16 protein-coding genes are annotated in these 18,101 nt (G+C 36.9%); 2 read left to right on the top strand and 14 right to left on the bottom strand.

Annotated features, from left to right (window positions below; genetic code table 11):
- Positions 1 to 61: 61 nt before the first annotated feature.
- Positions 62 to 1,297, bottom strand: coding sequence for a glycoside hydrolase family 1 protein (locus bsdcttw_RS08010; RefSeq protein WP_185258854.1), 1,236 nt, complete (start codon positions 1,295 to 1,297; stop codon positions 62 to 64).
- A gap of 301 nt (positions 1,298 to 1,598) precedes the next feature.
- Here bsdcttw_RS08010 and bsdcttw_RS08005 point away from each other — a divergent pair, with 301 nt between their 5' ends.
- Positions 1,599 to 2,288, top strand: coding sequence for a helix-turn-helix transcriptional regulator (locus tag bsdcttw_RS08005; RefSeq protein ID WP_230989133.1), 690 nt, complete (start codon positions 1,599 to 1,601; stop codon positions 2,286 to 2,288).
- Between the two features lie 43 nt (positions 2,289 to 2,331).
- On the opposite strand, the gene bsdcttw_RS08000 is transcribed toward bsdcttw_RS08005, so the two are convergent.
- The 4 genes from bsdcttw_RS08000 to bsdcttw_RS07985 all read right to left on the bottom strand — a co-directional run bounded on the left by bsdcttw_RS08000 (position 2,332) and on the right by bsdcttw_RS07985 (position 5,836).
- A complete protein-coding gene (locus tag bsdcttw_RS08000) occupies positions 2,332 to 3,447 on the bottom strand; it encodes an alpha/beta hydrolase (RefSeq protein WP_185258852.1) in 1,116 nt (371 codons plus the stop codon).
- A gap of 109 nt (positions 3,448 to 3,556) precedes the next feature.
- Positions 3,557 to 4,354 (bottom strand): class I SAM-dependent methyltransferase, encoded by a 798-nt coding sequence (locus bsdcttw_RS07995; protein ID WP_185258851.1) that lies wholly within the window; start codon positions 4,352 to 4,354, stop codon positions 3,557 to 3,559.
- A gap of 177 nt (positions 4,355 to 4,531) precedes the next feature.
- The gene (locus bsdcttw_RS07990) at positions 4,532 to 5,320 is read right to left on the bottom strand and encodes an SDR family NAD(P)-dependent oxidoreductase (RefSeq protein WP_185258850.1); all 789 of its coding nucleotides are present in this window, start codon (positions 5,318 to 5,320) and stop codon (positions 4,532 to 4,534) included.
- A gap of 12 nt (positions 5,321 to 5,332) precedes the next feature.
- A complete protein-coding gene (locus tag bsdcttw_RS07985) occupies positions 5,333 to 5,836 on the bottom strand; it encodes a flavodoxin domain-containing protein (protein ID WP_225903817.1) in 504 nt (167 codons plus the stop codon).
- Between the two features lie 1,063 nt (positions 5,837 to 6,899).
- Here bsdcttw_RS07985 and bsdcttw_RS07980 point away from each other — a divergent pair.
- The gene (locus bsdcttw_RS07980; RefSeq protein WP_185258849.1) at positions 6,900 to 7,976 is read left to right on the top strand and encodes a Cfr family 23S rRNA (adenine(2503)-C(8))-methyltransferase; all 1,077 of its coding nucleotides are present in this window, start codon (positions 6,900 to 6,902) and stop codon (positions 7,974 to 7,976) included.
- A gap of 242 nt (positions 7,977 to 8,218) precedes the next feature.
- Here bsdcttw_RS07980 and bsdcttw_RS07975 read toward each other — a convergent pair whose 3' ends face one another.
- From bsdcttw_RS07975 to bsdcttw_RS07930, 9 genes are all read right to left on the bottom strand, one after another.
- Positions 8,219 to 10,018, bottom strand: coding sequence for an oleate hydratase (locus bsdcttw_RS07975; RefSeq protein WP_185258848.1), 1,800 nt, complete (start codon positions 10,016 to 10,018; stop codon positions 8,219 to 8,221).
- 135 nt (positions 10,019 to 10,153) lie between these two features.
- Positions 10,154 to 10,708 carry a TetR/AcrR family transcriptional regulator gene (locus bsdcttw_RS07970; protein ID WP_185258847.1) on the bottom strand — a complete coding sequence of 185 codons (555 nt, stop codon included), beginning with the start codon at positions 10,706 to 10,708 and terminating at the stop codon, positions 10,154 to 10,156.
- Between the two features lie 383 nt (positions 10,709 to 11,091).
- On the bottom strand, positions 11,092 to 11,628 hold the full coding sequence (locus bsdcttw_RS07965; protein WP_185258846.1) for a VOC family protein: 537 nt from the start codon (positions 11,626 to 11,628) through the stop codon (positions 11,092 to 11,094).
- Positions 11,629 to 11,657: 29 nt separating this feature from the next.
- Complete coding sequence (locus tag bsdcttw_RS07960) at positions 11,658 to 12,284, bottom strand: type 1 glutamine amidotransferase family protein (protein WP_185258845.1); 627 nt, start codon at positions 12,282 to 12,284, stop codon at positions 11,658 to 11,660.
- Between the two features lie 120 nt (positions 12,285 to 12,404).
- A complete protein-coding gene (locus tag bsdcttw_RS07955) occupies positions 12,405 to 13,367 on the bottom strand; it encodes a helix-turn-helix transcriptional regulator (protein WP_185258844.1) in 963 nt (320 codons plus the stop codon).
- A 216-nt stretch (positions 13,368 to 13,583) separates the two neighbouring features.
- On the bottom strand, positions 13,584 to 14,591 hold the full coding sequence (locus bsdcttw_RS25315) for a class I SAM-dependent methyltransferase (protein ID WP_330602406.1): 1,008 nt from the start codon (positions 14,589 to 14,591) through the stop codon (positions 13,584 to 13,586).
- Positions 14,592 to 15,038: 447 nt separating this feature from the next.
- A complete protein-coding gene (locus bsdcttw_RS07940) occupies positions 15,039 to 15,524 on the bottom strand; it encodes a GyrI-like domain-containing protein (protein WP_185258843.1) in 486 nt (161 codons plus the stop codon).
- Between the two features lie 150 nt (positions 15,525 to 15,674).
- Positions 15,675 to 16,589: an AraC family transcriptional regulator gene (locus bsdcttw_RS07935; protein WP_185258842.1), complete on the bottom strand. Its 915-nt coding sequence runs from the start codon at positions 16,587 to 16,589 to the stop codon at positions 15,675 to 15,677.
- Between the two features lie 514 nt (positions 16,590 to 17,103).
- Positions 17,104 to 18,066, bottom strand: coding sequence for an alpha/beta hydrolase family esterase (locus tag bsdcttw_RS07930; protein ID WP_185258841.1), 963 nt, complete (start codon positions 18,064 to 18,066; stop codon positions 17,104 to 17,106).
- Positions 18,067 to 18,101: the final 35 nt, after the last annotated feature.

Below are 18,101 nucleotides of genomic sequence, written 5' to 3'. Positions count from 1 at the left end.
TTTCACCTTTGTCATCAACACAATACACTCAACATGCATTGAACAATCAATAAAAAATGTATTACTTATTACAATAGTCACCAAGTACGTAAAGACTTGGTTTGGGCATACGGTTTTGTGTTATGCGGTCGACCCCGATTAGTCCATATTTTTTTACAAAACCTTTATACCACTCGTAGTTATCGAGCAAGCTCCAATACATATACCCCTTAACGGGAATACCATCAGCAATACATGCCTGCACCCCCGCAACTGCCCTCTGAATAAACTCCACCCGGCGAGTATCGTCTTTCGTGCAAACACCATTTTCAGTTACAATAATAGACAAAGAAATTTCTTCAGCCACCTTACGAATCACATTGCTTAACGCTTCAGGATAAAATTCATATCCCTGCTCCGTTAGCTCTATCTCCTCGGAAGCAGACATACTGTTCTTATCTCCTATAAACTTACGTGTATAGTTCTGTATGCCGATAAAGTCATCCTTTTGCAAGAAAGGTAGATAGTGTTTGAAATCTTTTTCCCATTCCGCTATAGCCTCAACATTATTGTCTGTCTCCGCCTGAATATCTAGCAGTGAGAGGGTAACGCCGACCTTCAGATGTGGACACACAGCCTTCATAGCATCGCGGGCTGCTTCATGGGCCCGCATTATGAGCCGGTCTCCTTCCTCTGTACGAGGTGACAGGAAAATATTAGCCCGGTTTTCTTCTGCCAATCCAAAGGCTTTTGCTGTCTCGGTCATCAGCAGCTGCCTTTCCGCGGATATAGGTATATTGCTCTGCAGCTCAAGGGCCTCAGAACACATCTGTGCACCCACATTGGCACAGTTGATTGTACAGATATATTCCATTTGATCACCAAGGTGTTCTACGACATATATGCAATAATTCTTAAAGTATTCCACAGTCGATTCCTCTTCCCACCCTCCTGTTGTAATAAGCCATTCAGGCGAAGATATGTGATGCATAGTGACAATGGGTGTAATATTCTTTTCATGACAGTAAGCCAATACTTTACGATAGTGCTCAATCTCAAGTTCGTCGAATTTACCCTGTTCTGGCTCTATACGGGCCCATTCAATGGAAAAGCGGTAGGCATTCAGCCCTGCCTTCGCCAATAGTGTGATGTCCTCCTCATAGCGATGATAGTGATCCACCGCATCCAAAGAGGGTTCGTCAAATTGGTTATTCGGCAGTTGTTCGATAACCCATAAATCACTGTGTATATTGTTACCTTCCACTTGGTGGGCAGATGTAGCTGCACCTAAAAGAAAACCTTTTTCAAACTTATTCATAACTGATCTCCTCACTCGTCTATTTTTATACTAATAGTAGCATTTTATTACCTGCAGTAACGACAAGCAAGAATCCTTCTGACTTATTATTATGTCAATATTGACTTTTTTACTTTGAATGTTATATTCTTAAAATCTAGAAATGTCTAACACGAGGTTAAATACAGCTATGTCAAAACATGAAATCATAGTTTTGGAATCAGGGTTACCTGTTAAATTTGATATATATAAATCTTTCAACAGATTGATCCCAAGCCATTGGCACAACCACTTGGAAGTTCTCTATATCTACCGAGGCACCATGCAGATAGTTCGTAATAACAAGACCTATACCATCACTGACAATGATTTATTCATAATCAATTCCGGTGATATTCATTTGACTCGAAGTCTTGGGCACGTTGAAGTTCTATGTCTTCTAATACCTTATGAGCTCATTACCAAATCAATTTCAGAGGACAAGTCGATTAGATTCAGAGAGTATTTCTCCCACGATGAATTGTATGAAGATCCAGTATTTAAAAGTATGTTACATCAACTGATTTCTATGAGAGCGCTTTACGAGCAACGCCCAAAGGGATTCCAATTCCTTTTTATCAGTAGTCTTAATCTCTTTCTCTATATACTTTACAATAATTATGTAGTATCCCAAAATATCGAAATTGATAAAATTACAAAGCATCTGCCACGCTTAAAGGAACTGCTGGATTATGTGGAAATGAATTACAGCGAACGTATAAGTTTGAAGGACGCAGCCTCTTTTGTAGCATTGAATCCTGAGTATTTTTGCAGGACTTTTAAAAAACTTACCGGTTTCACTTTTATAGAATATGTCAACCTGGTGAGACTTGCTCATATTCACAAGGACATTTTAGATACCGATGATAGCATCACGGCTATTCAAGAACGTCATGGTTTTACAAATAATAAGGTCTTCAGTCGAATGTTTAAGGAAACATACGGATGTACACCATCCAAGCTTAGAGGTTAAATGATATATAAATAAGTGTACTTTAACCCATATCGATTGTCCATTATTTATAACAATTCAATACTTCAACCTTAGCATATTTTCTGCTAATTTCAGGGAAAACAGCATTCTCTTTCCTGTACAAGTGTTTATTAAAGAAAAATTGCGAAAGCTGTGTGGTTATTTCAAATAGAATATCATTTGGTAATTTGCCGACCATCCCTTTATTATCACAAGGCAGATACCTCCAATCAGTGTAGCCCATATGAGTCACGTTCTTTAAAGCTATATCATAAACAGCCGCTGTACTGTAAGCAATTGGAGTTAATGCCGTATATTTCGATAACGCTTGTCCTATTCTCATATATGGCCGCTCTATATCCTGCAAACTGCATGCACCAAAAACCTGACCATCAAAATTCAATACACAGCAAAATCTCTTATCCATGTAACAACTGTCCACCGCAGCACATCCACCAAAAGAATGACCTGCTAAACCAACTCCGTTTGTAAAGTCAAACCGTTTCTTTAAAAAGAAATCACTATCTTGGTTTAACTCAATTAGTTTATCCAAAACAAAACTGTTATCCTGTGTCCATGTTGTGATGTGGTCTCTTGCTTTCCTTATATGCTTCTTGATAATGCGCTGCTGCCGCATTGCTAAAACTTTATACGATGAGATAAAGTCTAAAAACAAGCCTATGTACCTTATACTTTCAACTATGCTCAGATTGTCTGCAATTTTTTCAAAAGGTTTGTGAAAATTAATTACACTTCCATCTTGATAATAAACCACATCTGCTTCATATGGATGACTTATAGAGACAACAATAAAACCATGAGATGCCATGTCAGCACAAAACGCAGTATTTATATATAAATTACTACCATATCCATGACTGTAAATAATTGTTGGAAAGCTGCCCTTGGCTGGTTCTATGTTTTCATAACATTCTATGAAATTGTTCGACCATGGTATATTTAATTTCTCTAGATCTTCTTTTATACCATAGTGCATCTTCTCACCAGGTTCAGCAACAGCCGGATAGAAAAACCACATGGCAATCTTTCGGTTTTCAGAAGGTATATTGTAGGTGTTTTTTCTATTATTATCTACTATATCCATTTTATAAACACCTACCTGATATTCCCCAGTAGGTTTTGGAATGTATTCTGCCATAATCAGCCTCACCTTATAAACTATTTTTCAAATTGTTTCATATGCCAGTCTAAATTCCTGAAATATTTGTTCTCTTTTATAACCCCTTTGATTATTAGTGGAAATTAATTCATTTGTATACTGTGGCTTTTAAACTAAATGACATAGGTATTTTATCATCATTGAAATCGTAATTATACAAACCATTTCCGCCTTGATTTTTCATTCCTCCTGCATTAAAAAAGTTCTCCTTGAACTCATTAAAATAATTAATATGCAGACCGGCAGAGGTAAGCGAATTGATTAAATCCGAAACGGTATACATCCAAAAATAAGCTTTTACACCGTATTTTGGCTCAGAAGCATATCCCCCGATAGATTCTTCAACATCAGGTACTTTACTGAAATATGGATATTGAATCTCCATTACATTACTAGATAATTTTTCAGTGTTAAAAGTCAGGAAGAACGGGTGAGAGTCAAAAACATAAAAGAAACCATCATCTTTTAAAAGATGTCTGATAGTTTTCGCCCATCTCTTCAGGTCTGGTAGCCAACCAATTGCACCTTCTGAAACAAAAACCACATCATATTTTTCATTATGCTTATCCATAAATTCCATAATATCGGATTCAATAAAATCAACATTTGTAATATTTAAGTCTTTTGCAAGCTCCTTTGCATAGAATACATTTTCAGGCACTAAATCAACACCTACCGCACTTGCAGACATTTTAGCCAAAAGAATAGTATCTGCTCCTGTATTACATTGTAAATGTATTATCTTTTTGCCAGATAAATCACCAATTTCATCTTTAATATACGGATTAAATTGGTGTGTTCCATTAGACAGGGCTTTTTTAAACGTATCGTAATGGTCTTTTGATACCTGTCCCCAAGCATGTTTGTTTGAATCTATTTCTTTCATTTTATTCCCTCCACTTAATAAAAATTAGCTAAATTATACCATTATTTCGCCCTTGTCATCAAGACAAGCACTCAACATGTCTTGAAGCAACCAAAATAACAATATAATTTCCCCTGTATTGTTGTCGAGCCTTCAAAACCAACCTTTTCTCCTTCTTTTATATGCTCCATTATTAGACTAAATCAGCCTGTCTTTACGGAAGCCCGACGTTATAAAGCGCCATATCGCCTTTCTGTTTGTCAGCCAAGCGATCTGAGTGTCGCTCTTGGTGTTGTTGAGTATTCTTGGTATGAAAAATTTTGCGACTGTTTCAGGTTTGTCTGCCAATATGTTGAATAACTTTTTAAACTTTTCGTCCGAGATGACTTCCGACTGTTCTCCGTCAGGCGTTTTTGTGATGAAATCGGTCAACATCATACCGGGCGATAATCGCCCCGCTATTACACCTGTACCCTCCAGTTCCTTGGCAAGTCCTTTCATAAAGTACGTTAACGCATGCTTGGTGGTACCATACAGTATTGTTTTGAGCTGTATCATATTGTTTGAGCCAAGGCCCTCCATGCTGTATATCGCGCCATGCCCCTGTTTGATCATCTCAACTGCCGCAATCTGTGAACCGTATATCATACCTGTAATATTTGTCTTAATAATATTTTCAGTATAAGTTTCGCCTGTTTCCCAAGAAAATGCATGGGGCGTGTTTTGCCCTGCATTATTGATCCATATGTCTATGCTACCCCATTTTTCCAAAGATACGTCCCAGAGGTTTTGCAAACTTGCCTTTTTCTGGACGTTGCATGGGACATAGATGTATTTATCCTTAAAGTGCGATAGGGAAGCCCCGGTCGTTTCCGGTAACGCTTCACCCCTGCCGGATAATGTAACGTTACACCCGGCTCGCAGAAACTCCTTTGCCATAGAATACCCAATACCCCGTGTACTGCCGGTTATCACCACATTTTTCATAAAAAACCTCCTTCACCTTGTGTTCAGCCATTTTAGAACAGGCTCAAGATTTTCCTCTTTTACGCCGTCAAAGCCGTTTTCAATGATAGATATGGCTTCCTCGAGCTTTTCATCTTTATCCTTACGGCTTTTTAGCATCTTCAGAAACATGGAAAGCATGATTTTATCCATGCCCTTTAACTCTTTCAAAGGGAAACATCCGCCACGCAGATAGAAAAACGGTATGCCTTCAATCTTATTCCTTGCGATAACTGCTTCGTTATCGGGCTCAGCAGTTCGTCCAGTACCCGATCCGCAAACAGCTTTGACGTTATATTTTCGCAGTTTATCAAGCCCCTTTATCTTCCCGACTTTCATCCAACCGAGAAAAATGATTTCTTCGTCTTGATTAACCTTTGAAAGTTCTTTTACTCGTAACACCTTTAATCTCGTCTTTGCAGCGAGCATATTGGCATACCTCTTTGTAAAACCTGTTTTTGATTCATAAACAATTAACATCTTATCTTTAACCTCCATTTCATTCCTTCCAAAATGTGTTCAACCAAAACGAACTGTACTTGACATCTCTTTATGAGATTTATTTTTCCTGATTGAGATTAACGCTTCTTTCAACTTAGGATTATCGTAAATTTCCTAATTATTTCAACAATTGAATATAACTGTGTCAGTCTTTTATCTTACTTTTATTCCAAATATTACTATAATTATAGCAGATTTCTTTTTAAATAGTAACACCTCACCTTTAAAATAGATAATGAAAATCTAATACAAAGGATTTTCTTATCAATATATTCTCTCCTGCCGACGCAGGGCCGTGCTTCCGAAGAAAATCACTGCCAAGTTTTCATTATTACCACACCTACTCTCCATAATTGCAATTCCAACTTAACATATTACACTTGTTCTGCCTAGCATCTAACTCTTTATTGTATTTTTTTCTGTAGAATATCAGAAGTATCATTCCACCCGAGAAATTTATTGACTATTCTATGAAACTGAGTTATACTGCTCTGTATAAAAAATTTGTGATGATTTGAGGTGGAAAGGTGATTTAATTTTCTTGCTAGCATTATTATGCATAACAATAAATTTACAGACAGGATGCCTGTGCTGTTGCCTTTGTTGTGTGATTGCAAGAAAGTTCGATACCTATTCACTCATATATATTTGTCCTACTATATCTGGTTTGGTTTGACTTTGCTTTATTTATGAGATGCAAGAAGTAGCTTTCTTGCATCTCATTTTTTATGCGGAGGGTATTGATAAATGTCTTTAACTAATATAGTAAATCTAACTTTTGCTTGTTCAGGAAAGTTACAGTAATATTAATATAGGTGTCCGCTTTCAAATTGACACCACGAAAGTGCTTTTTGCAGCAATATTGCAACATTAATTGTATAATTATAAATAAGGAAATAGGTGAAACGATGAATAGCTATAAAATTGCCGTTACTCATGATGGGCTCCATGCAAAGCCAGGTGCTGCTGGCGGTCTTTGCATGGAGTAATAACGAACTAACCGCCACTCATGCTGGCTTTGCTTCTTGATGATTTCAATTTCAAGAGGAGGAAAGCCTACATGAATTACTCAAAATATGAAAGAATGAAGCAGCTTATAGCAGACATGAAATTACCGGATTATCGCTATGAGCAAATTATTAAAGCAATCTTTTTACAGCACATTTCAACTTTTGAAAGGATGAGCACACTGCCTATAAAGTTGAAAGAAACTTTGATAGATACCTTCGGGCCATCTGTCTGTTGTACTGTACCTGCCGCGTGCCAAACTTCAGGACAAGCAGACAAAATATTATTTTTGCTGCCAGATGGCAACTGTGTGGAAACCGTAAACCTACATTACAAAAAGGGGTGGGAATCTTTTTGCATCTCATCTCAATGCGGCTGCGGCTTTAACTGCCAATTTTGTGCAACGGGAACTCTTGGTCAAAAACGCAATATGACTGCCGATGAAATTACAGACCAACTCCTTTATTTCTATCTAAACGGTCATAAACTAAACAGTATTTCTTTTATGGGAATGGGTGAACCATTGGCCAATCCAAACCTGTTTGACGCCTTGAATATTTTGACAGATTCGTCTTTGTTTGGTTTAAGCCAACGGCGTATCACCATATCGACTATTGGAATCATACCAGGCATCAGACGGCTGACAAATGAGTTCCCTCAAATTAATTTGGCCTTTTCACTGCACTCACCTTTTGAAAAACAGCGAAGCGAGTTGATGCCTGTGAATCGTTCATTTCCACTACATGAGGTAATGGATGCATTGGATAATCATATACAGCATACCGGGCGGCGATTGTTTCTTGCCTATATCATGCTAAATGGAGTAAACGATTCGCCGGATCATGCTAAAGCATTGTTAAACCTTTTACAGAACCGTGGACCCTGGACGCATTTATATCACGTTGATCTAATTCCATATAACGCAACAGATAAAACTTCACGAACATTCACCTCATCTGACAAAGGTACTATGAAAAGATTCCGTGATATTCTGCATGGAAATGGTATTAGTGTAGCTACAAGAACACAATTCGGTTCTGATATCAGTGCTGCATGTGGACAGCTCCATGGTGTTGAAAAGGATTGTATAGCAGCTGTTGAATCATTTCATAAGAAAAATGAGGTATAACTGATTCCTACAACCGATGATAAGCTGTATCTTACTTAAATAAGTCCCATTGGGGCAGAGATTAATCGAGAAGAACGTAGTCTCCGCTGTATAGTAATTTACTAAGTGTCCTTTGGACAGATTTTGCTTTTAACTATCCTATGCCAACCGTGGGAAACGAGAAAAAGAGGACTAAAAATCACAATTTTTAGTCCTCTTTTTTCTTATTTTCCAGTCAAAAACCGCTACATCTTGGACTTTCCCTATTTACTCTGCGGTGCACTAGGGTTAAGAACAGAATCCTTTAAAGGCACAGTTCTGTCACGTCCCAGATACATCTGATAATACGGCGGAATGCTATTGATCTTGTTCACAACTTTTTTCTTGAATTGTGCCATCATCGCTAAATCGATATTAGGCAGATCTTCTTCCTTAACAGGACCCTTTATTCCATTAAACTTCTTCATACGCTCGATCATGTAACGAACATCGAAACGGGAAGGATTAACCTCAATGATATCCTTGTCTAAGCCCAGAAGTTTATAAACTCCCTCGAGACCGGTACGAACGGAGGTCTCAACAGTGAATACAACATCATCATCGACTTCGACAAACTGACCGAGGAAGGCTAAGTTGGTACATCCATCCGGAACGTTTTTGGGACGGTCCTCTACCTTACGCGGCATAAACTGACTTGTGCAGTAAGGCATCATAGCGGTAGACATATAAGTATGAGCCAGTACTTCGTCCTTAATATCAAGCATTCCCAGATGATAGAGCAGCTCGGTCAGTATCTCGTCACCGGTACAGTCACACATAGGCTTTTTAATATAATTACCAATATTCTCTCCATACAGTCCATAGCCCCAGCCAACCTCTTCGTTGTCAGCCTGAAGTGGGAAGAAAGGTTTATGATGTATTTCAAAGGATATATCCCAATTGGAATCTTTGAATGTCATCATGCCGCCGGTGCCCGCTTTGCTTCCTGTCATCTTTTCTATTCTTTCAAAAAACTCAGGATAGTCCTTGATGGTCGGGAAGAAAGAAACCCATTTCGTCTTATCAATATCACTGAGGAATTTTTCCGGATGACCAAATTTTTCATCCTTTTTGGCAAGATTCTGCCAAATCGTAAAGGTTCCCATGTCTTTTGTGTCTCGGTTTGTAGGAGCAACCGTCTTATTATCACCAAAGCAGCTGTTTTCACTTATTGAGCCGTTTGTAACAAACACTAAATCTTCCAAGCCAACACGAACGGTCTTCACTACATCATTCTGGTACATACGAATACCATGCACTGTCTTGCAATGGCCATCCATATCTAAATCATATACTGAGCAGCCGCATACAAAGTTTACACCTTTATCAATAAGCCATCTTTCAATCGGGAGGATTATAGTATCATACTCGTTGTATTTCGTATGGATAAAGCCATCCAGATATTCATGGCGGTTAGCGAATGTAAACCTCTGCCAATAGCGCCTGCACTCAATAACACTGTGGTAGCGTTTAAAAGCCAGCTGGCTGTGGAAACAGGTCCAGAAACTAGTTTCAAAGAATGGTTCGTCAAAGAAGTCCTCGATCGTAAGATCAGCGAGTTCTTCTTCCGTTGAAGCAAAGATCTTGTTCATAGCTGCAACATATTTAGGATCAAGCTTATAATCATGTACATGGCTGTAAATCTCGCCTTGATTTACCCACAAACGTGCCTCAGAATGAATGGGTTCATCCCTGTTAAAGTCTACAACATCATCAAGAACAGTACGTCCTTCGTTTTCAAGAGAAGGTATTTTGCTGCACAGATACCAGAGGCATTCCATATATGGCTCAAGCTCACGCTCACCACGGCAAAGATAACCGAATTCATTTTTGGTTCCGTCCATGGAACCACCCATAACCGGTTTCTTTTCATATATGGTGATGTTCTGTCCAGGCATCTTAGCGTCGTCAATCAAAAACACTGCTGTGGCAAGTCCGGCAATTCCTCCTCCGACGATATAGGCTTTACATCCGTCTATTCCTGCTGGTTTGTGAGGATGGTACATAGTTTTGTAAATATTCATAATGATCTATCCTTTCTAATTTGTTTGTAAGACATTGTCTTGCATATAATATAAGTCATCAGGATAGTCAAAACAATTTACAATCAAATTGAAGTGTAAAGAGTATTTACATTTCACCTTATCTGTAAATTATGATTAATTCGCGTATTTTCTCAGTGCTTTTTCAAAATCACCTTTTATTAATACAGCTGTTTGCTCTACTATATCTTCCGGTTTTTCTTTCATCCCATCCTTTATCCACTCACAAATGAGTGCTATGAAAGCCAGGCTGTAAAAATGTGCAATAAAATTTTTGTGTTTTTGGTCAACAGACATTTCATTGGCTTGTCGTTCCACTACTGCAAGAACCTGATCATAGATTACCGTATACATATATCTTTCTAAGGAATCCCGGTTGGTAGACCGATAGGTGTTTTGAACCAGGACTTTACTGTTGCTAATAGAAATCAACAGCTGGTAAAATCCCTGCTGCCAAGTATCATAATCCTTATTTTCTGCAAGTGATTTTTCAGTAGCCTGTAAATAAATCCATTCAACAAGTTCATATATATCATAAAAATAATTATAGAAAGTCTGTCGTGTCAGACCACATTCCTCGACAATATCCTTAACGGTTATTTTATCAATGGGTCTTTTTTGCAGTATATCTATTAAAGCATTCGCAAGTACTTCTTTTGTGTCATTATGCAAAGAAAAAACCTCCCTTAAATCTATGTATAAAAACAAATCATTTTCAATAGACCTTTTTATTCCACCTATCTATTATTTCGTGCAATAATCAACAATCATTCCAACTTCAGCATAAGCTGCAAATTCTGTTTTATCAATCATTGAATATAAAATCTGGCTTTATTATACTACTTCTTGTAAAAACAAGAAAGGAGTTTTCAATAGGATGAAAAAATGGACAACAAAAGATTTTACAATTGGACGAACGATAAAACAATGCGATTGATATTGTATATAAATATTTTTCATGGAAAAAGCTCCAGTAAAATGGGCACCTGCAAAGGTGAATCCTACTGCAGGTGTCCATTGTTTCAGGGTTCTCCGTTACGGGTATAACGTAGCTTTTATTTTTGTTTTTCTGCACTTTTAAAGCTATCCGCCCATTCTCTTACTCTACGAACGCTTTCTTCTTCCGATAAATCCTCGATTCTAGTCATTATGGACCATCTTACTCCAAAGGGATCTAAAATACTTCCGTATCGGTCACCTGAAACAAAGTTGGTAATCGGCTCTCTAACCTGCGCTCCTCTTATCACTGCATTTTCAAATGTCTGATCAACATCAGCAACGTAAATTGCAAAAGAATAACATGCATTATCCTCAGTTGGCGGCAAGACCAATTTATATGACGGATTCGCTGCACCTAGCTGTAAAAAACCATTTCCAAAGTCCAATTCCGCATGAACAACTAATTTATTACCATCTTCATCAGGAACTTCAGTAATATCTTTGATCCTTGCATTGAAAACCATTTTATAGAATTCTATTGCTTCTAAAGGATTCTTCACTACTATAAATGGGGTAATTGATGTAAAACCGTTAGGTGTTCCATTCTTTGTGTATTTACCTGACACTCCAATATATTTTTTACCATTAGTCATTTTTATTCCTCCTTAAATAGGACATAGCATTATTGGATTGAATTCATCAACTCATAATAATATTCGGATTCATGAGTCCTATAAAGATTATACCAGGCATCTAGCGTTTTTGCAGAAAACACGTCCAATGCTTTCAAGACATATAGAGAGAATTCCAATGGAGCTATCCCGGAAGCAGTTATCAGTTTTCCATCAGTTACAGCAGACTCCTGTTTATAGTACTTTTCTCCCGCATAGTTAGGACAGATCATTTTAAGATATTCTAAGTCATTGCTTGTATGCTGCCTCGAATCCAATAATCCTTTCTGTGCAAGACCCATTGTAGAACCACAAATCGCAGCTACAATAATACCTTTCTTCAAACACTGCTCTGCCTTTGACAATATAGGTTCATGAATTGTTTCTGTCCATGTATCTCCACCAGGTAAAATCAAAGCATCAGCGTTTTCGATGCTGCAATCCTCCAGCTTAATATCCGGTAATATTTTCAAGCCCCCTTTTGTAATAACAGGAGTTTTTTCAATTCCCACTGTAATTATTTTTGATGGGGGTAATCCTTTCTTATAATATCTTCCGGAATTCAGTTCAGCAGTTAAATAACCTATTTCCCAATCCGCCATGGTATCAAATACATAAAGATATACAGTATTGTTCATTAGTATGTCCTCCATTATTAAAATATATAAAGCACTATTCAAACGTCCATCAAAGATTAAGATCAATGACTATCTCCATAATAAAACAACTTCACTGACAACTACTGTCAGTGAAGCTTTCTATAATTGATAATAATCCATTATTTCTGATGCAACAGAAACGAGCCTTTTCTTCAAACTCTGCGGTTCGATTACTCGAATAGCCTTTCCATACGGCAGAAGAAAATAAGGTACATATGCATGAATTGCTCCTTCGTCAAGTAAAAATACTGCTTGATTTGGAGTCCTCTCTTTTAGATGATGACCTAAAAACCAATGAATGCACAAATCGTCCAATGCTTCTGATCTGCCACTGATAATGATTGAAACCATTCCATTCTTACTATCTGGGTCAGGTAAAAGATTATGAAGAAAAAATTCCCTGGCGGAAAAGGCATCAGGACGTTTAAATATCCTTTGTGTCCGCTTTATCTGTAAAATCCGTTCAGCACGAAAGCTTCTAATTTCATTTCGAAGATGGCAAAATCCAACGGTATACCATTTATTGTTCCAATAAAGCATTCCATAAGGGTCAATCACTCTTGTCCGTGGTTGTTCTTCATGACCTGTGCGGTAATCAATTTCTATAGAATATTCGTTTGCTACAGCCTTCTCCAACTCTTCCAACTTCAGCTTAACAGATGGAGCAATATCACGATGAATTACTTCGAAACCAGCTAAATGGCGATTGAGAGCACTTTCCTGTTCCCGGTTTGAATACATTTTTAGTTTTTGAGTTGCATTGTTTAGCGACTCACTAAAAGGGTATCCAGCTTCTTTCGCAAATACAGCAGCATGAAGCAGCACTTTTTGCTCTTCCAAATTAAAAAACAAAGGTGCATGGATAAAATTGTTCAGTAAACTATATCCACCATTCTGTCCTGCATCTGATACAATCGGTACTCCGCTTGCGCAGAGCGAATCAATATAACGGTAAACGGTTCGTATATTTATTTCTAATTTTTCCGCTATTTGCTTCGCAGTTATTTTTGCTCCTGAATTTAACATCCATAAAATTGCCAGCATATTATCATTTTTTGCCATTAGTATGCCCTTCACTCCTACTTTCTTTCGTTCTCTCCAACTCCTCCGAAATTATATATTTATCAGGAAGCCAATCCATTATTTCTCTAAAAACTTTTTCAAACCTTAATTCACCTTATTCCGTCCCAATAAGCAAAGCCAAATATCCCCATTCCCATATTAATTATATCTTATTTTATTTTTGAACGGCATAACAAATATCATTTCAATTCTTCACTATCTATATAATTCTGTATCAAAGTATTTTTCTTGAAACATTGTCTTTTCTAAAATCTCCTCATTAGAAAAGATTTTTCCTTGAGGAGCAACAACCCATTTATCCTCTATATCATTATTTCTATGTATGACTGCTATAACAACCCCTTCATACCTCGATACAGGCTCATCAACACCAAGTAAATAGATATCTTGTTCAGCACCATCTCCTGCAATTATCCCATCTACATAACCATAATTTACTTCATAAAAAATATCTGAATGCTTTGGGTGAGTAGTTCCCATTGGTCTATCAATAGTTCCAGATACTTTTTTTCCAATAATGTCTGAATAGTCTAATTCATTCTTATTCTTATTCAATGTAGCATCTATATAATAATGCATACTATTCTGTTTTCTATTTTCAATAAAGCAATCATCAATATGTCTAATGCGATTAAGCGAAAATTTCTTGAATAAACGAATAATGTCGTCCAAATCAACATAGTAATGTGGAACATCTTTTTCAGGTCCATCCATTGATTTAATTATTGTATTCTCATCAATATGTTCAAAATTCGCTTCCCTAAACGACCAAGTTTCTTTCGAACACATTGTTAGATAAATTGTTCCATTAGGTTTTAGAACTCTTTCTACCTCATTTAATATTTCAAGAAATCCTTCTGTATCTGTATGTGAAATAACATGATATGCCCAAATACAGTCAAAGGCATTATCTGAAAAGGGTAATTTCTTCATATCACATTTTTTTGTCAGAATATCTAGATTCTCTTTTTTCTGCCAATCTTTTAAATGGCTAACTCCATATTCAGATAAATCTACTGCGGTTACCTTAAATCCACTTTTTGCAAATTCAATAGAATGCCTTCCTAATCCACAACCCAAATCCAAAATAGAATGCCTGCCTTCATTTTTCCACTTTTTTATATAGTAATAGCATTCTTCACACGGTTCCAACCAGTAGCCACCTTTTTCATGTTCCCAATCCCATTCCTTTGAATTAACCATCTTGCTCTCCCATTATTCTTACGATTTCATTTCTATTTCAACATGATATGCCTTTTTCTTTTTGTTGGATAAAAGAACCACTGTCTCAACATGCCTTGTACGTTCAATAAAGATGCCGCTTGAAGCTGGTACCCTCTTGGTAGCATTATGTATTTCAGTCTAATAGGTTTTGCATCTTAGAAATGCTGAAATAGATTAACAATATTTTTGTTTTTTTCTTCTCCGCAATGGAGAACGCAGTTTCTTCCTTTTGGGATTCATCATCCGGGTCTGCACCATGACTTAAAAGAAATTTTGCAATTTCTGCATAATCATAACAAGCAACATATGAGATGCTTTACCAAATCAGCATCTCCAGTCCATACCGCATGCTTGAGAGGATAGGTTTGATGTCATTGGAACTGTCTAATTGAGAAAACATATCGACTGCCACCCTTAATATTTCATCTATAGAATTGGAAACAAGCAATACATCTCAGGATACTCAAGCTCAACCGTTTGCTTTGGATAAACTTCCAATGTACATTCATTATTCAGTTTAATCTTTTCATTCTTTGCCCATTTCTTAGCTTCTTTTTGTCTTGCCATTAACTTCGTATCCACCATGTCTTGATGATTTTCTCCATTAAATTCTACCTTTATATACTTTCCTGCTGGAATTGTAAAACTCTTGAATCCTGCCTCCGCTTCTTGGATTTCAGTTACTTCAACACCAACTATATAGTCTGGCACTTTATTCAAGCAAACTGCATATTCAATCTCTTTATCTACACGATTCGGAGTACTATTCTTTATATCCTCCGTGTATTTGTCCCACATCACTCCAAGACTATTAAAATTAATCGGCAAGCCAGAACTCTGTAAATTCAACCCATAAACTATAATATCTTCCAAAACTGTTATAACTTCGATATTACACTTTTCATTATACATATGCATATTCCCTTTCTATAAAACATGATTATTCTTTATACCAATATGGTTATTTTTATAAATATGTAAAATCTATATGACTATATTATTTCTTTTCAAAATATTAAAACCGAATGCTATAATGGCATTGCGCTAATTCATCACATTATTTCATGCTTCCATTAATTTCATCCATAATTCCATCTTTGTTGTCTCGGGAGTATGTGTTTCATAATATTCCATACAAAACGCCTCTGTCTGAAGTTTGTGATTAGGTAACCATGTACTAAATAAATATTGTTGTGCTTTATATAGCGCATCTGAAACTAATAAATCAAAATTCTCTGCTTCAAATGAGCAAACAATGTATTCACCCTGTGGCTGTATCCATTGTTCAATCTTGCTTTCCATCTCACAATTATTTACATTAGCACGTATTCCAGCGAAGTAGTTGTAAAACCCATTTTCAGAGCAAGGTAACATAACTCCGACTTCTTCAGAACCTACTACCATACTCCGTACCTGATTTTTATATGCATGTATCTCTTCCCATAGAGTACCTAGTATATCAACACCCGGGTCAACTCCAAGCCCAGCTCCATATTCAAGCGATAACTTCTTTGTAAACCCTATATATGTAACATCCAGATCAAAATGTCTCCGGTTAATCTCAATCACTATACCATTAGTTATTAAAGGTACACCTTCATCAATAAGTACATAATTCAATAGAAGCTCGGGCTTTGTCATACGATTTAAAATTTGAGGATTTCTCCTGTATTCGTTTGGAGTCATCCCATAAGTGTTTTTGAAAGTTCGTGAGAAATGCTCATGTGTTTCAAACCCAAGTTCCAGTGCAATATCAAGTATCCGTTGTTTTTTATCCAGTAAAATGTCAACCGCTTTTGTCATACGTCGAAGTCTGATATATTCCGCAACCGGTTTCTTTACTAACCTATGAAATAATCTCTGGTAGTAAAACTGCGATAACCCCGCTTTTTCCGCTAAAGTTGCAATACTAATTTCTTGATTCAGATGGTCTTCAATGAAATCAATTGTAATTTGAATTTGTTCCCATGCATGCATTTTGTTTTACACCTCCCTGAACACATAATATCAAATAACAGGAATATATGCTTGTCTTAGAATGCTCTTTTTTCATAAACAACAATATTATCGTAATTGTATATCTTTGATAAAGTTATTTCAACAAAAGTACAATATTTCCCAGATTTCCTTGTTCTTTGTGATTAATATCAAATATTTCCAATAAAAAACCCTTCGATATGTATGCATAAACACATGCCGAAGGGTAAAATCAAGTCGTATTACCATTGCACTCACACCATGCATTGCGTGCAATCGTGCTGAAAATTCACTTGAAATTTAGAAATGAAGTTTTTCAACCAATCCTCTGACTACGAATTTAACAGGCCCGGCTTTGCAGTAAGATTGATTATTCAGTGGCCGTGCTTTATGTGTTGCTTGGCAGGCTTTACAATTTCCGTGGTTTTTACATTTTTTATTGATGCACTTACATGCAGGATTAATAATAGTTGACATAGGTTTTGCCTCCAGAATATTTAATGATTGTTAGAGTTTAAATATACTGCTTAAAAAAACTCCATATTACATATGGTGTATCCAAGTCAAAGGTCGATTTCCCCATTATTCGCGGAAACCTATTATACTTATTTGGAAAGACATGGCCAATACCTGCCGCCGTATATAGTTCTACCGTTTTTTTATCGGTATCGCGATAAGTGGCGCGGATAACGGCAGTATTTCCTGATTGCTCCAGGTGCGGGAGAAATTCAACTGTTGGGGGACTGCTAATACCATTTCTTTTGGCATAGAACTCGGCAGTTTTGTAGGCTGACATCGCCAAACCCCTTGGTTTCAAAAAAAATAACTGAATAAGGCCTCCATGATAGGGTACGGTATGATCGTCAGTTCCTGCTACAAGAAGCATAGGAACTTCACCGCCCGTTCCATTACCGATAAAATTATCCATAGTTGGATGCGTTGCCATTATGGCCGCTAATCCTTTAAATTCCTGAGAAATATTAGAGGCTAGCCGATGAATTAATTGGCCACCGTTGGAAAATCCAACACCAAAGACACAGTGTGGATCAACATGATATTTTGATTCGAAATATGCAATCATTTGCTTTACGAATTTCGTTTCGTCGATATTTTCAATTCTGGCGGGATAATCCCCAACTTTCCTTGCATCGTTCCAGCTTCCTTTATAGGCATCCGGATAAACAATGATGACGCCATTGCTTTCCGCAATTTCATCAAATTCATAACCGACCGCCTTACGAATTGTTTTACCTTTTTGCATAGTTCCATGAAATACAAAGATTAGAGGCATTTTTTCTACATGCGCTTTTGGAATTACTGCATGAAATGACCGGGTTACTCCATCAATTTCTATTGTTTCGGATAACTCCGTTATATTCAGGTTCTTTTTTTTAACTTTTGGAGAATAGAAAAAATAAAAACTAAGATAAATTACAAATAAAAGCAACAATATTAAGATTGTTAATAATACAGGCATAATTTTTCCTCCCACGTTCAATTATTATATCAGTG

Origin of the sequence: Anaerocolumna chitinilytica (genome assembly GCF_014218355.1) — a bacterium.
GTDB classification, from domain to species: domain Bacteria; phylum Bacillota; class Clostridia; order Lachnospirales; family Lachnospiraceae; genus Anaerocolumna; species Anaerocolumna chitinilytica.
This window is presented reverse-complemented; position numbering and strand designations above follow the sequence as displayed.

What these genes read in the sequence shown, in the direction of transcription:
- bsdcttw_RS07960 (WP_185258845.1), bottom strand. Translation starts at nt 12,284, where the DNA reads ATGAACAATACTGTATATCTTTATGTATTTGATACCATGGCGGATTGG.
- bsdcttw_RS07930 (WP_185258841.1), bottom strand. Translation starts at nt 18,066, where the DNA reads ATGCCTGTATTATTAACAATCTTAATATTGTTGCTTTTATTTGTAATT.
- bsdcttw_RS07990 (WP_185258850.1), bottom strand. Translation starts at nt 5,320, where the DNA reads ATGAAAAATGTGGTGATAACCGGCAGTACACGGGGTATTGGGTATTCT.
- bsdcttw_RS07975 (WP_185258848.1), bottom strand. Translation starts at nt 10,018, where the DNA reads ATGAATATTTACAAAACTATGTACCATCCTCACAAACCAGCAGGAATA.
- bsdcttw_RS07995 (WP_185258851.1), bottom strand. Translation starts at nt 4,354, where the DNA reads ATGAAAGAAATAGATTCAAACAAACATGCTTGGGGACAGGTATCAAAA.
- bsdcttw_RS08000 (WP_185258852.1), bottom strand. Translation starts at nt 3,447, where the DNA reads ATGGCAGAATACATTCCAAAACCTACTGGGGAATATCAGGTAGGTGTT.
- bsdcttw_RS25315 (WP_330602406.1), bottom strand. Translation starts at nt 14,591, where the DNA reads ATGGTTAATTCAAAGGAATGGGATTGGGAACATGAAAAAGGTGGCTAC.
- bsdcttw_RS07980 (WP_185258849.1), top strand. Translation starts at nt 6,900, where the DNA reads ATGAATTACTCAAAATATGAAAGAATGAAGCAGCTTATAGCAGACATG.
- bsdcttw_RS07955 (WP_185258844.1), bottom strand. Translation starts at nt 13,367, where the DNA reads ATGGCAAAAAATGATAATATGCTGGCAATTTTATGGATGTTAAATTCA.
- bsdcttw_RS07935 (WP_185258842.1), bottom strand. Translation starts at nt 16,589, where the DNA reads ATGCATGCATGGGAACAAATTCAAATTACAATTGATTTCATTGAAGAC.
- bsdcttw_RS07965 (WP_185258846.1), bottom strand. Translation starts at nt 11,628, where the DNA reads ATGACTAATGGTAAAAAATATATTGGAGTGTCAGGTAAATACACAAAG.
- bsdcttw_RS08005 (WP_230989133.1), top strand. Translation starts at nt 1,599, where the DNA reads ATGCAGATAGTTCGTAATAACAAGACCTATACCATCACTGACAATGAT.
- bsdcttw_RS08010 (WP_185258854.1), bottom strand. Translation starts at nt 1,297, where the DNA reads ATGAATAAGTTTGAAAAAGGTTTTCTTTTAGGTGCAGCTACATCTGCC.
- bsdcttw_RS07985 (WP_225903817.1), bottom strand. Translation starts at nt 5,836, where the DNA reads ATGGAGGTTAAAGATAAGATGTTAATTGTTTATGAATCAAAAACAGGT.
- bsdcttw_RS07940 (WP_185258843.1), bottom strand. Translation starts at nt 15,524, where the DNA reads ATGTATAATGAAAAGTGTAATATCGAAGTTATAACAGTTTTGGAAGAT.